Origin of the sequence: uncultured Shewanella sp., assembly GCF_947497935.1 — a bacterium.
Classification (GTDB): domain Bacteria; phylum Pseudomonadota; class Gammaproteobacteria; order Enterobacterales; family Shewanellaceae; genus Shewanella.
On sequence record NZ_CANMIO010000007.1, the window covers coordinates 219,973 to 233,162 of the forward strand.

Consider the following 13,190-nt stretch of genomic DNA (forward strand, 5'->3'; position numbering starts at 1 on the left):
CGGTAGAATGCCATTCCGTAGTCAAGGGGAGGCGAATTAAGCAAGAACTTGAAAACGGTATAGATTGAAATGCGACATTAGCTCAGTTGGTAGAGCGATACCTTGCCAAGGTATAGGTCATCGGTTCGAACCCGATATGTCGCTCCAATTTATAGAACATGTGGCGCGATGGCAGAATGGCTATGCTGCGGATTGCAAATCCGTCGATCTCGGTTCGACTCCGGGTCGCGCCTCCACAAATTGCGAATTTGATGAGTTTTTCTGAAAAGAGAAGCAGTATTGGTACCGACAATGCGTATCGTCAAAGTCAAAGAGTTTGCCCGTGTGGTGGAATCGGTAGACACAAGGGATTTAAAATCCCTCGCTGAATAAGCGTGCCAGTTCAAGTCTGGCCACGGGTACCATCATTAAGGCCTCTGCATTAAATTGCGGAGGCTTTTTTGTTTCTGATATGAGCCCTTATTTAAACTGGGCAAGAAATCCCTCGCACACTTGATAAAATAGGCGTGTCAGCTCAAGTCTGGCCACGGGTACCATCTTCTTATGAAGAGTAAATAAACCAGCCATCGAGCTGGTTTTTTTACGTCTAAAACGTGTGGAGGCTTTTTTGTATCTAACGTTCATTGATAGCAGCACAATGGATTCCTTTTTTTAGAGATGCCTTGCTGAACAAGCTAACCAGCTTAAGTCTGGCCACGGGTACCACCATTAAGGCCCTTGCATAAGCAGGGGCTTTTTTGTATCTAACGTTTATGATATCAACACAATGGATTTCTTTTTATAAAAGATGCCTCACACTATTCACAAAGTAAGGCGTGCCAGTTCAAGTCTGGCCACGGGTAACATCATTAAGGCCCTTGCATAAGCAGGGGCTTTTTTGTATCTGCCGTTAACGATAAAATCGCAAGGGATACTTTTTTTACGTCTGAATTTTGATGCTTGAAAGATAAGTACAAGGGATTCCTGTCCAAGAGTGGACATTCTCAAGTGACTAAACATATCTCTAGCTGTATATTGTAAACACAGTTATTGCTCAACTCATTACAGTGGTATTTGAAATGAAAGTTCTTGCTAAAGGTTTTACTCTAATTGAGCTCGTCGTGGTGATTATTGTATTGGGAATTTTAGCCGTTATTGCTGCGCCTAAATTTATCAATTTGAGTCAAGATGCCCATGACGCAACGATTAAAAGCGCGTTTGGAAGCTTCAGCTCCGGGGTAAAACTTTATCATAGTTGCTGGCTGGCATCGGGTAAGAGTGGCTATCAATTGGATTTAGCCTGTTATGGTGATGGCACGCTAGACTCTTCAGTGACAGGATACCCATTAGGGATAGATACTTCACAGAGCGATAATGGTACAAAGCTACAAGGTGCGTATTGCAAGGAGGTTTGGCAAGGCTTACTCGATAACGACTATAATTTAGTTAGTGAGTCTGATGAAGCTTTTGCAAAAGGTAATGATATTGTTTATTGGTATCGAGGAGGTGATCTCAGTCTTCCTAACGGTTATTGTTACTATAACTATATTGCTGATAACCCTGTTAAAGGCAGTGAGAACTGGCAGTTACAATATCATCCAGGTTCGGGTGAAACTGAAATAGTTAGAAGCATACTCGGTGGTAGTAGTTAGTAACACTCCCCATCTGAGTAATAAGCTCCTTTAGGAAAGGAGCTTTTTTGTACCTTATCTCTTTGACTTACTCCAGTCCTTAGCTATTTAATTATCTCCTCTGTCATATACAAAGCATAATTGTTTGCCATACTTGAAATAGAAATATTGAGAGGGGGCAGGATGCGTTTTTGTAGTCTGATATGCTGCATTTGTTTGTGTTTTGTTTGCTTAGCAAGTCACGCTACTGAGCGGCTAACTCGTGCACAAAATATGTTATACCAGCAGGTATCTCTGATGGCCCTGGTCGATACAGATGAGAAGTTTAATCAATACAAGCAATCATTATCTCAGTATCACTTATCAACATCTGAGTTGTCGAGCATTGAGGCGGATATAACCACTTTTTGGCTGCATCGAAACATTCCAATTCGAAGTCTAGAGTTAACCCAGCAAAAAGACCCTTTGAGAAGAGCCATGGCTATTGAACCGCAATTGGCTGGTTATCTAGAGCTGCAGAATCGTGTTCGTCATTTACAGTGGTTGGCTGAGCAAGATTGGTGGCAGGAAATTAAATTCGAACGCTTGATCCGTCCTGGAGAGAGTGATCCTAATATACCAAATGTTTTAAGGCGTTTATGGCTTTTAGGAGATGCGAGCAGTGCTGCAACAGATTCAAATAAGTTAAGTCCACCTATTGCCGATGCACTTAAACGTTTTCAAAGGCGTCATGGACTTAAGCCTGATGCGATAATCGGTCCAGAAACACTTAAGTGGTTAAATGTTACTCCTGAGCAGCGGGCCTCAATTCTTGCTAATAATTTTATTCAACGAGCCGAATTCATGGCGCACAGAGATGATCGTTTTCTAGTTATAAATATCCCTGCCTTTGAGATGGAGTTGTTCGATCATGGTGAAGTTGAATTAGTTTCAAGAGTGATAGTCGGTAAGCCTTATCGACCTACGCCCATACTGAGTAGTTCAATTTCTAATGTGGTGATTAATCCCAGCTGGCGTGTACCCAAAAAAATTATGTATAACGATCTATTGCCACAGGTGAGAAAAGATGGTAACTACATCTCACAACGTAACTTTGATGTGTTTGACCGTAATAATAATTTAGTGATGCGAACTGCTGAGCAGTGGAGTGATTTAGCTAAAGGCCCATTTCCATTTAGGTTCGTGCAGCGGCCAGGAGCTAATAATACGTTAGGGAGGTATAAGTTTTACTTCCCAAATGATTTTAGCGTCTATCTGCATGATACCTCAGATCCCAAATTGTTTCAGCGTAGTAATAGGGCGCTTTCTTCAGGCTGTATTAGAATTGAGAATGTTAAAGGCTTAGCCAATTGGATGGCTGCAAATTTAGTAAAAGACAAGCAAACATGGGTCGATAGGCATGCGGATAGAAAGCGGACTCAGTGGTTCGCCCTAGAGTCGTCGCTTAACGTCCATCTAGTCTATTGGACCGCTTGGATAGATGACACTAACCAAGCACAGTATAGAAACGACATCTATCAATTGCAGGAAGACGCTTATACACGGGGATAAGCAAAAATCAACGACTTATAAAGTAGTTTTCGCTAATTTAACTTAGTTACTTGCTTTCTTTAATTTGACGGGGTAATTTGCCTGCCAGTTGTTGGAAAAGTAGTCAGTGGTGTAAGTGTGTCAGTAGTATGTTCCTCGCGTAGGCAGTTATTATTAGGATTAGGTGGCGTCGCAATGTTTTCTATGTTGCCATCTAAAGCTCAAGCAAGTCGTTCAACTAAAGGGGTTAGGAGTCTAGGTTTTTATAACCGCCATACAGGTGAACGCGGGCAGGGAAGCTATTGGGTAGATGGAAATTATCAAAGCGAAATTTTGACCGACTTTAGCCAGGTACTTCGTGATCATCGTCAAAATGAAGCTGCGCCTATGGATAAGCGCTTATTCGATTTTGCTTATCAATTAACAGAGTCGCTGAGCTTTAAAGAAGACTTACACGTCATATCTGGTTATCGTTCCCCTAAAACTAATGCCATGCTTGCTAATCGAAGTAATGGGGTTGCGAAGAAAAGTTATCATATGAAAGGTATGGCATTAGATCTAGCCCTTCCAGGAGTAAAGCTCGCTCATATACGAGAAGCGGCAATGGAGTTAAAGCTCGGTGGCGTCGGCTATTACCCTAAATCTGGTTTTATCCATATCGATACAGGCCCAGTAAGATCTTGGTCATAGTCTAAGTAACAAAGTTATCGTTGGTGATGTGATAAGCTTTGTGCCTCGATAAGTTCTGTGTTAGAATCCGTCCGCTTTTGGCAAGTCATGGTTGGTCGAAAATCGTGACTATTTATTTTATATATTCTTATTAAGTGAGTTAAATATGTCTTACACTATCGCTGCACAAGTTCGTACTGAAATCGGGAAAGGTTCGAGCCGCCGCCTACGTCACGCGAGCAAAGTTCCTGGCGTTATCTATGGTCCAGGTAAAGAAGCTATCTCTATTGTTTTTGATCACAAAGACATCATCAACATTCAAGAGAACCAAGATTTCTACACTTCTGAGCTAACTATCGCTCTAGAAGGTAAAGATGTTAAAGTTCGCGTTCAAGACATGCAACGCCACGCGTTCAAGCCAATGATTGAACACGTTGACTTCAAATTCGCTTAATTTTTAAGTTGATTTGATAAAAGCGCCTAAATTAGGCGCTTTTTTTATGTCAGCGGTAAAACAGGTTTAGTGTTTTCGCTTAGGTATCGGGTTTTTCTGGGCAAGATGCAATGATGTGCGACTTATTATCATCACTTTGTTCAAGCTTTACATCAAAGCCCCATAGCCGATGTAGATGTTTAACGACTTCATGGCAAGTGTCTGCTAAAGGGATCCTAGCGTTAGGAACATATCTTAAAGTAATAGAACGATCACCCGTGACTTCAACATTCTGTACCTGAATATTAGGTTCCAAGTTTGACAGGTTGTACTGCTGGGAAAGTTTTTGTCTTATCTCTTTATATCCCTCTTCATCGTGAATCGCCGAAACACTTATATGGTTTTTTCTGTCATCATCTAAGACTGAGAAAAGTTTAAATTGCCTTATGATAGTCGGTGACAAATATTGACTAATAAAACTTTCATCTTTAAAGTTTTCCATAGCAAAGTGTAGTGTCGTGAGCCAATCACTACCGGCAATTTCCGGGAACCACTCCTTATCTTCTTCCGTTGGGTTTTCACAGATCCGCCTAATATCAACGAACATATTAAAGCCCAAAGCATAAGGGTTGATACCACTGTAATGAGGGCTATTGTAGCTAGGCTGCGCCACAACGTTAGTGTGGCTTTGCAAGAACTCAAGCATAAATCGGTCTGTCACTAACCCTTCATCATAAAGGTGGTTGAGGATGGTGTAGTGCCAAAAAGTTGCCCACCCCTCATTCATTACCTGAGTTTGTTTTTGCGGATAGAAGTATTGACCCATTTTCCTTACTATGCGCACAATCTCACGCTGCCAAGGTTCAAGTAGTGGCGCATTCTTTTCGATAAAGTACAGAATATTTTCCTGTGGCTCTGATGGAAAGTGTTTCGTTTCTTCCTGTGCTTCCTCTTGTGGGAGATCTGGAATCGTACGCCATAGTTCATTCACTTGACTCTGAAGATAAGCCTCTCTGTCCTTTTGGCGCATCTTCTCTTCTTTGAATGAGATCTCACTGGGGCGCTTATATCGATCGACGCCGTAACTCATGAGCGCATGACAAGAGTCGATAATACTCTCAACCTTATCAATCCCGTAAAGCTCCTCGCACTCACTGATATAATTTCTGGCAAATACGAGATAATCAATAATTGAGCTGGCATCGGTCCAAGTCTTGAATAGATAGTTACCTTTAAAAAAACTATTATGGCCGAAGCTGGCATGGGCCATCACTAGAGCTTGCATAGTGATGGTGTTCTCTTCCATCAAGTATGCAATACAGGGATCTGAATTAATTACAATTTCATACGCTAATCCCATCTGGCCGCGCTTATACCCTTGTTCTGTTTCAATAAAACGTTTACCGAAAGACCAATGGGTGTAGCCGATTGGCATACCTATGCCTGCATAAGCATCCATCATCTGCTCTGCTGTAATGACTTCAATTTGATTAGGGTAAGCATCTAAGCGATAAAAGTCTGCGACACGCTCTATTTCGGTTAGGTAGCTCTGTAATAAGTCGAAGTTCCAATCTGGGCCATCGTCTAATGGTGTTCTCTTGTTTAGATTATCCATAATCACCCCCTAAACAGCCTGCTTTTTAAATAACTCTCTAAATACAGGGTATATGTCTTCAGCTTGTTTTATATGTTGTACGGCAATATTGCTGTGAGACTTTTGTAAATCTTCATACTCCCGCCAAAGCGTTTGATGGGCGCGGTTAGTGATCTCGATATAACTAAAATAGCGAACAACTGGGAGTAACTGCTTTTCTAGGATCTCATGACAAGACGGCGAGTCATCGGCCCAATTATCCCCATCTGATGCCTGAGCGGCATAAATATTCCATTCATTCTCTGGGTAACGTTTCTTTTGTATTTCATGCATTAATTTAAGAGCACTCGATACTATAGTGCCACCCGTTTCTTGAGAGTAGAAAAACTCGTGCTCATCAACTTCTTTAGCTTGTGTATGATGGCGGATATACACAACCTCTAGATTCTTGTAGGTTCTAGTTAAAAATAGATAGAGTAAAATATAGAAGCGTTTTGCCATATCTTTAGTTGCTTGATCCATAGAGCCAGATACGTCCATTAAGCAAAACATAACAGCCTGGCTTGAGGGGACTTCACGTTTGGCGAAATTGTTATAACGTAGATCGAAGGTATCGATAAACGGTACCTTTTTAATACGCTGTTTTAAATCGGCGATTTCCTCCTTGAGCGCCAAGATCCGCTCCGCTTGTGAACCAGGAGTATTTTCAAGTTGTGAAAGCTCTTGTTCAAGGGCTTTTAAATTTGCCTTCTTGGTGGCGGTCATCGCCGTTCGACGAGCAAGAGATGAACGGAGTGAGCGAACAATATTAATATTGGCAGGCACGCCATCATTGGTGAAACCAGCTCTATACACTTGATACTCAACCAATTTGTTTAAGCGATTGTTTTGGAGGTTAGGGAGCTCTAGATCTTCAAATAGCAGTTCTAAATACTCATCTTTTGAGATTTGAAACACAAAGTCATCTTGACCTTCACCGGAATCAGAAGCTTCACCTTGGCCAGCACCTTGGCCTTGACCCGATGGTGGGCGTTCAATTTGGTCTCCACGAGCAAACTTATCATTACCAGGATGGACGCGTTCGCGTACACCACCATTACCATGGTGAAAAGTGGGCTCGCTGATATCTCTTGTCGGAATACTGATTTTTTCACCTTTATCGACATCGGTAACACTTCGACGGGTGACGGCGTCACTAACGGCTTTTTTTATCTGCTTTTTATAGCGGTTAATAAAGCGCTGTCTATTTACGGTACTTTTGCCCTTAGAGTTAAGCCTTCTATCAATGAAACTTGTCATGCGCACCTCCTAGCCAAAAAGAAGGGGAGAGGAGCTCCCCTTTGGGCTTTTTAAGAAGACTTTCTTACTCTCAAATACCATTCTGAAAGTAGCCTTACTTGTTTTTGGGTGTAGCCTTTTTCCATCATACGATTGACAAAGTCATCATGTTTACGTTGATCGTCTGTAGAGGTTTTGCCATTGAAAGAGATGACAGGTAAAAGATCTTCAGTATTAGAGAACATTTTCTTCTCGATGACAGTTCTGAGCTTCTCGTAGCTTGTCCATAAGGGGTTTGTTCCTTCGTTATTTGCACGAGCGCGTAGTACAAAGTTAACTATTTCATTTCTGAAGTCTTTTGGATTACTGATCCCTGCGGGTTTTTCAATTTTTTCTAACTCTGAATTAAGAGCTGCTCTATCGAAAAGCTGACCAGTTTCTGGGTCGCGGTACTCTTGATCTTGGATCCAGAAGTCTGCATAGGTAACGTAGCGGTCAAAAATATTTTGTCCATATTCAGAATAAGATTCTAAATAGGCCGTTTGGATCTCTTTACCAATAAATTCGACATACTTGGGGATGAGGTAGCCTTTTAAAAACTCAAGGTATCGCTCAGCCATTTCGCTTGGGAACTGTTCCTGTTCGATTTGACGCTCTAAGACATAAAACAAATGAACTGGGTTCGCTGCAATCTCGGTATGGTCAAAATTAAATACTCTTGAGAGGATCTTAAATGCAAAACGAGTAGACAAGCCCTGCATGCCTTCATCTACACCCGCATAATCACGGTACTCTTGGTAGGATTTAGCCTTAGGATCGGTATCTTTTAAGCTTTCACCGTCGTACACCCGCATTTTGGAATAAATGGATGAGTTTTCTGGTGCGATGACTCTAGACAACACACTAAATTGAGCCAAGGTTTCTAATGTGCCAGGTGCACAAGGGGTATTGGCAAGCTCAGAATTTGCCAGTAGCTTTTGGTAAATTTTTACTTCTTCAGACATTCTGAGGCAATAAGGGACTTTAACGATGTAGACTCGGTCTAAAAATGCTTCATTAGTTTTGTTATTTCTGAATGTAGTCCACTCTGACTCGTTAGAGTGAGCGAGAATAATACCACTAAAGGGTAGAGCGGATAGTCCCTCGGTACCATTATAATTCCCCTCCTGGGTTGCGGTTAACAGAGGGTGTAATACTTTAATAGGCGCTTTAAACATCTCGACGAATTCCATCATGCCTTGGTTTGCACGGCACAAGGCACCTGAATAGGAGTAAGCGTCGGCATCATGCTGGGCAAAGTGCTCTAGTTGTCGAATATCGACTTTACCCACTAACGAAGAGATATCTTGGTTATTTTCATCACCAGGTTCTGTTTTTGCGACCGCTAATTGATCGAGAATAGAAGGATATACTTTGACCACTTTGAACTTGGAAATATCACCACCAAACTCATGCAGGCGCTTAACTGCCCAGGGTGACATGATGGTCTTGAGGTAACGGTCAGGAATGTTGTATTCCTGTTTTAGAATGTCTCCATCTTCATCAATATTAAATAGGCAGAATGGATGGTCGTTAACTGGGCTGCGAACTCCATCGGCGGTAAGCACATAGATAGGGACGTTCTGCATTAATGCCTTGAGTTTTTCAGCAAGAGATGACTTACCACCACCGACTGGTCCTAGTAAATAAAGGATCTGCTTTGATTCTTCTAGGCCTTGAGCGGAGTGTTTAAGATAAGCGACTATCTGCTCTATGGCTTCCTCCATACCGTAAAAATCTTTAAATGCAGGATAACGTGAGATAAGACGGTTGGAAAATAATCGACTGAGAACAGGATCTTTCGACGTATCGACGAGTTCGGGCTCACCGATCGCCATTAATAAGCGCTCAGCCGCCGAAGCGTATGCACTTCTGTCTTTTTTACAGATTGCTAAGAAGTCTTCTAACGAATACTCTTCATCAAGCTTCTTCTCATAGCGCTGTTGGTAATGCTCAAATATGCTCATAATCGGCCCCCTGAAACGCAAAATTGGTAAGATTGGAGGTAAATAATCTTCACCTCCTACCTTTAATGTTAGACGTTAAATGAGAGCTGTGTTGTAAAAAACTAAATAAAAACAATAAGAAATAGTTGCATTTGCAATAGTTGCAGTTGAGATGAAACTGAGGATTTTAAATATGTAATAAAAAAGGAGCCACAAGGCTCCTTTTTAATTTCTACGATATTAACTGATTAAGCTGTGAAATTTGCGTTCACAAAATCCCAGTTAATTAATTCCCAGAAGTGCGCTAGATAGTCTGGGCGCACGTTACGGTAATCGATGTAATAAGCGTGTTCCCATACGTCAACAGTCATGATAGGTGTAACCCCTTCATCTGTTAGCGGAGTCGCTGCATTGCTAGTGTTCACGATTGCAACACTGCCGTCTGCATTTTTTACAAGCCATGTCCAAGCGCTACCGAAGTTGTTGACTGCTGCATCGGTAAACTGTGCCTTGAATGCTTCAAATGAACCAAAGGCAGCAACGATTGCGTCTGCTACTGGACCAGTTGCTTCACCGCCACCATTTGGTGATAGACAGTTCCAGTAGAATGTGTGATTCCAGATTTGAGCTGCGTTATTAAAGATACCACCAGTAGAGGTCTTGATGATCTCTTCTAGGCTCTTTTGCTCAAGTTCAGTACCTTCAACTAAACCGTTAAGCTTTACAACGTATGTGTTGTGATGCTTACCGTAATGAAAATTAATTGTTTCTTCCGAGATGTGTGGCTCAAGTGCGTTCTTTGCGTAAGGTAATGCTGGTAATTCAAAAGCCATTTGTTTTCTCCGTTAACTCTGGTTTGTTATTTTGTGCGTTCTTGCTCACTGCGAGACATTTTACCTAATAAACTTGTGAAGTGTATCATTGTTTATTCAAAATGAGCGATTATCTTAATCGATTATTTCTATTACTCATTACCCCTTTAAAAAGTAGGTTTTTGTTCTGCTAAATACTGACGTACAATGGGGCGATTGTAATGATGTTTTAATCAGGAATGAAAAATGGAAACTGTAGAAAAAATCAAGCAGCAAATTGCCGAAAATCCAATTATCGTTTATATGAAGGGCTCACCAAAGTTACCAAGCTGTGGTTTTTCATCTCAGGTCGCGCAGATCATGATTAACTGCGAAGAGCAATTTGCTTTCGTTGATATCCTTCAGCACCCAGATATCCGTGCCGAGCTACCAAAATATGCTAATTGGCCAACGTTTCCTCAACTATGGGTTGAAGGTGAATTGATAGGTGGCTGTGACATTCTGACTGAAATGTACCAGAAGGGTGAGTTACAAACTCTTATCAAAGAAACTGCTGCTAAATTTAAGACTGAAGAGGATCAAGCGTAAGCTTCTCTCTTGTTATAAATTTTAGCGAATAAAAAGCCCCTATAGGTTTACCGATAGGGGCTTTTTTTGTCGGGATTATCAATTATGAAGGAGGATTAATCTTCTCACTGATAATCTTTTCATGTGAGGCCGCGTTATCAGGAAGCAGCAGGTTCATTACGATTGCTAGGATACCGCACAGGCTGATACCCGTTAGACTGAATGAACCAATACCGAATGCCATTCCACCGATACCGAATACCAATGTGACACCAACAATACTTAAGTTACGAGGCTCGTTCATGTCAACGTGGTTCTTAATTAAAGAGTTAAGACCAACAGCGGCTATCGAACCGAACAGTAGGCACATGATGCCGCCCATAACAGGTACTGGAATGGTTTGTAGTAGTGCGCCTAACTTACCTACGAAAGAGAACAGAATCGCGGTGACAGCCGTCCAAGTCATAACAACTGGGTTAAAGTTCTTAGTCAGGGTAACAGCACCAGTAACTTCACTATAAGTAGTGTTTGGTGGACCACCGAATGCTGAAGCGGCAATCGTTGCGACACCATCACCGGCAAGTGTGCGGTGTAATCCTGGTTTTTTTAGGTAATCTTTTCCAGTTACGTTCGAGATTGCGAGGATATCGCCAATGTGCTCGACTGCTGGTGCGATTGCGACAGGGATCATAAATAGAATGGCATGCCAGTTAAACTCTGGCGCGACGAAGTTTGGCATCGCAATCCAAGCGGCTTCTCTCACTGGGGTAAAGTCAACGATGCCATAGGCAAGACTTAAACCATAGCCAACTGAGATACCTGCAAGGATAGGCATTAATTTAAGCATACCTTTTGCGAAAATGGCTACGGCAATAGTGGTGATAAGTGAGGCTAGTGATATAAGTAGCGCCACATTTTGTTCCACAAGAACAAGCCCACCGTCACCACTTTTTCCGACTGCCATGTTAACGGCGACAGGGGCTAAACCTAAGCCTATGACAATAATGACAGGACCAACTACGACTGGAGGCAATAAGCGCTTAATGAATCCGCCCCCTTTGACTTTAATCACTGAAGCTAAGAGCACATACACAACACCTGCGGCCATCAAGCCACCCATGGTCGATGGAATTCCCCAGGTTTGTACGCCGTACATAATCGGCGCGATGAAAGCGAATGAAGACGCTAGAAAGATTGGGATTTGACGTTTAGTGATCAATTGGAATAGTAGGGTACCTATGCCAGCGGTAAATAGTGCTACGTTTGTATCTAAGCCTGTCAGCAAAGGCATCAATACTAAGGAGCCAAATGCGACAAATAGCATTTGCGCTCCCTGCAAAGGCATGGTTAGATTTTTCATTATCTCTCTCTTATTTTAAGTAAACCTATCAAGGATAACTGCTTTTGCTCTGTAGGTATGTGAGTTGCTTCAAGAATGTATTGATTCGCTTTGCAGGCGCTATTGGTTTTTACTCGGCCTAAAACAGAAAAGATGTGATACAATTTTGTCTATCGAGTCGTCCCTGAATCTTAAACATGTTGAAATTCACTTTACGTTTTTTTGTCATCTTTCCCTTTCTTGCGTGTCTATCGACATTTGTTAATGCAGCAGATGTCAACTCGCTTGATGAAAGTGCAGTATCTATTGAGTCCCGATCCACAGCCCTTAGAAGTCAAGGTATCAAACAGGCCTTCGAAGCTGTGATTATGAAAAACTCAGGAACTCAGGCTGCATTGACGAATCCGCTGATCCAGAAGCAGCTTAAGAATGCGAGCTCATTAATGACTCAGTATGGTTATTATGAAGATGCTGGGGAGTTGTTTCTTAAAGTTAACTTTGATCATAAACGTATTATTCGCTTACTAAGGGAAGCGGGTCTACCCGTTTGGGGCACACAGCGGCCATTAACCTTAGTGTGGCTAGTCCTTGATGAAGATGGTGAGCGACAAATATTGAATGATGGGTCATCATCTTCTAGTCGGAAGACCTTTGATTCTGAGTCATTGAGCCGAGGGGTACCGTTGTTGTTTCCTTTAATGGATCTTGATGATTCGATGAAGGTTGGAGTGAATGATATTCGTGGTCGTTTTACTGATAACGTCGCTAATGCTTCACTAAGATATCAGGCTAATTATTTCTTAATGGCGACTGTTGAGCCTCAAGGAGCAGTATACCATTATCAGATGGGGCTTTATCCTAGAGATAAAGATCCGCAAGCAATGCAGATGACATCACTTATTAATACCCGTGGTGAAACGGCTACAATAGAAGATGCCGTTACAGCTATGATTGCCGCGGCGAGTGAATATTATGTTAGCCAGTACGCGATTGCTGATTCGGGTGAGCGTAATACGACCAAGATTGCATTTAGCGATGTGATCGATATTAAGCAACTTGTACTGATTGAGCGATACCTGGCTCAATTAAGTGCTATCAAGTCTGCAAGTATTGCTAGCATTAAAGGTCAGACTGTTGAGTTTAATTTAGCGTTATTTGGTAATGAGTCAGATCTTCACCGGTTGATGTCTCTCGACCCACAGGTTGGGACGGTAGAGTCAAATATTCAACAAAACATGGGTTTTTCACCTGTTGAACCGATAGAAGCATCTCAGAAAGAGATACAGATCTATTATTGGAAAGGGCAATAGCTCCCAATCGAGAGACACACATGCTACCATGTGTGTCTAATATAGAAATATAGCGTCATTGAG

The 13,190-nt window shown here is 41.9% G+C and carries 11 protein-coding genes and 3 tRNA genes; 9 read left to right on the plus strand and 5 right to left on the minus strand.

From position 1 onward, the window contains the following. The first annotated feature begins 71 nt into the window (after positions 1-71). The 7 genes from Q1A86_RS10735 to rplY all read left to right on the plus strand — a co-directional run bounded on the left by Q1A86_RS10735 (position 72) and on the right by rplY (position 4,263). Positions 72-147 (plus strand) — tRNA-Gly (locus Q1A86_RS10735). Positions 148-162: 15 nt separating this feature from the next. Next, a tRNA-Cys gene (locus Q1A86_RS10740) sits at positions 163-236 on the plus strand. 82 nt (positions 237-318) lie between these two features. After that, positions 319-404 (plus strand) — tRNA-Leu (locus Q1A86_RS10745). A 654-nt stretch (positions 405-1,058) separates the two neighbouring features. After that, complete coding sequence (locus Q1A86_RS10750) at positions 1,059-1,631, plus strand: type II secretion system protein (protein WP_299806332.1); 573 nt, start codon at positions 1,059-1,061, stop codon at positions 1,629-1,631. Positions 1,632-1,907: 276 nt separating this feature from the next. Then, positions 1,908-3,161: a L,D-transpeptidase family protein gene (locus Q1A86_RS10755; protein WP_299806334.1), complete on the plus strand. Its 1,254-nt coding sequence runs from the start codon at positions 1,908-1,910 to the stop codon at positions 3,159-3,161. A 117-nt stretch (positions 3,162-3,278) separates the two neighbouring features. Continuing rightward, a complete protein-coding gene (locus tag Q1A86_RS10760) occupies positions 3,279-3,830 on the plus strand; it encodes a DUF882 domain-containing protein (protein ID WP_299806336.1) in 552 nt (183 codons plus the stop codon). 145 nt (positions 3,831-3,975) lie between these two features. Continuing rightward, the gene (rplY, locus tag Q1A86_RS10765) at positions 3,976-4,263 is read left to right on the plus strand and encodes a 50S ribosomal protein L25 (protein WP_299806338.1); all 288 of its coding nucleotides are present in this window, start codon (positions 3,976-3,978) and stop codon (positions 4,261-4,263) included. A gap of 79 nt (positions 4,264-4,342) precedes the next feature. Here rplY and Q1A86_RS10770 read toward each other — a convergent pair whose 3' ends face one another. From Q1A86_RS10770 to sodB, 4 genes are all read right to left on the minus strand, one after another. After that, positions 4,343-5,857: a SpoVR family protein gene (locus Q1A86_RS10770; RefSeq protein ID WP_299806340.1), complete on the minus strand. Its 1,515-nt coding sequence runs from the start codon at positions 5,855-5,857 to the stop codon at positions 4,343-4,345. 9 nt (positions 5,858-5,866) lie between these two features. Further along, a complete protein-coding gene (locus Q1A86_RS10775) occupies positions 5,867-7,135 on the minus strand; it encodes a YeaH/YhbH family protein (RefSeq protein ID WP_299806342.1) in 1,269 nt (422 codons plus the stop codon). Between the two features lie 50 nt (positions 7,136-7,185). After that, positions 7,186-9,120: a PrkA family serine protein kinase gene (locus Q1A86_RS10780; RefSeq protein WP_299806344.1), complete on the minus strand. Its 1,935-nt coding sequence runs from the start codon at positions 9,118-9,120 to the stop codon at positions 7,186-7,188. Positions 9,121-9,347: 227 nt separating this feature from the next. Then, positions 9,348-9,932 (minus strand): superoxide dismutase [Fe], encoded by a 585-nt coding sequence (gene sodB / locus Q1A86_RS10785; RefSeq protein ID WP_299806346.1) that lies wholly within the window; start codon positions 9,930-9,932, stop codon positions 9,348-9,350. Positions 9,933-10,157: 225 nt separating this feature from the next. On the opposite strand from sodB, the gene Q1A86_RS10790 reads away from it, so the two are divergent. Then, a complete protein-coding gene (locus Q1A86_RS10790; protein ID WP_299806348.1) occupies positions 10,158-10,499 on the plus strand; it encodes a Grx4 family monothiol glutaredoxin in 342 nt (113 codons plus the stop codon). Positions 10,500-10,581: 82 nt separating this feature from the next. On the opposite strand, the gene Q1A86_RS10795 is transcribed toward Q1A86_RS10790, so the two are convergent. Next, the gene (locus Q1A86_RS10795) at positions 10,582-11,838 is read right to left on the minus strand and encodes a uracil-xanthine permease family protein (RefSeq protein ID WP_299806350.1); all 1,257 of its coding nucleotides are present in this window, start codon (positions 11,836-11,838) and stop codon (positions 10,582-10,584) included. Between the two features lie 176 nt (positions 11,839-12,014). Between Q1A86_RS10795 and Q1A86_RS10800 the strand changes: the two genes are divergently transcribed. Then, complete coding sequence (locus Q1A86_RS10800; protein ID WP_299806352.1) at positions 12,015-13,127, plus strand: DUF2066 domain-containing protein; 1,113 nt, start codon at positions 12,015-12,017, stop codon at positions 13,125-13,127. Positions 13,128-13,190: the final 63 nt, after the last annotated feature.

Excerpts from the sequence above, each read along its gene's own strand:
- Q1A86_RS10750 (WP_299806332.1), top strand. The coding sequence starts at position 1,059 with ATGAAAGTTCTTGCTAAAGGTTTTACTCTAATTGAGCTCGTCGTGGTG.
- Q1A86_RS10755 (WP_299806334.1), top strand. The coding sequence starts at position 1,908 with ATGGCCCTGGTCGATACAGATGAGAAGTTTAATCAATACAAGCAATCA.
- rplY (WP_299806338.1), top strand. The coding sequence starts at position 3,976 with ATGTCTTACACTATCGCTGCACAAGTTCGTACTGAAATCGGGAAAGGT.
- Q1A86_RS10770 (WP_299806340.1), bottom strand. The coding sequence starts at position 5,857 with ATGGATAATCTAAACAAGAGAACACCATTAGACGATGGCCCAGATTGG.
- Q1A86_RS10775 (WP_299806342.1), bottom strand. The coding sequence starts at position 7,135 with ATGACAAGTTTCATTGATAGAAGGCTTAACTCTAAGGGCAAAAGTACC.
- Q1A86_RS10780 (WP_299806344.1), bottom strand. The coding sequence starts at position 9,120 with ATGAGCATATTTGAGCATTACCAACAGCGCTATGAGAAGAAGCTTGAT.
- sodB (WP_299806346.1), bottom strand. The coding sequence starts at position 9,932 with ATGGCTTTTGAATTACCAGCATTACCTTACGCAAAGAACGCACTTGAG.
- Q1A86_RS10790 (WP_299806348.1), top strand. The coding sequence starts at position 10,158 with ATGGAAACTGTAGAAAAAATCAAGCAGCAAATTGCCGAAAATCCAATT.
- Q1A86_RS10795 (WP_299806350.1), bottom strand. The coding sequence starts at position 11,838 with ATGAAAAATCTAACCATGCCTTTGCAGGGAGCGCAAATGCTATTTGTC.
- Q1A86_RS10800 (WP_299806352.1), top strand. The coding sequence starts at position 12,015 with ATGTTGAAATTCACTTTACGTTTTTTTGTCATCTTTCCCTTTCTTGCG.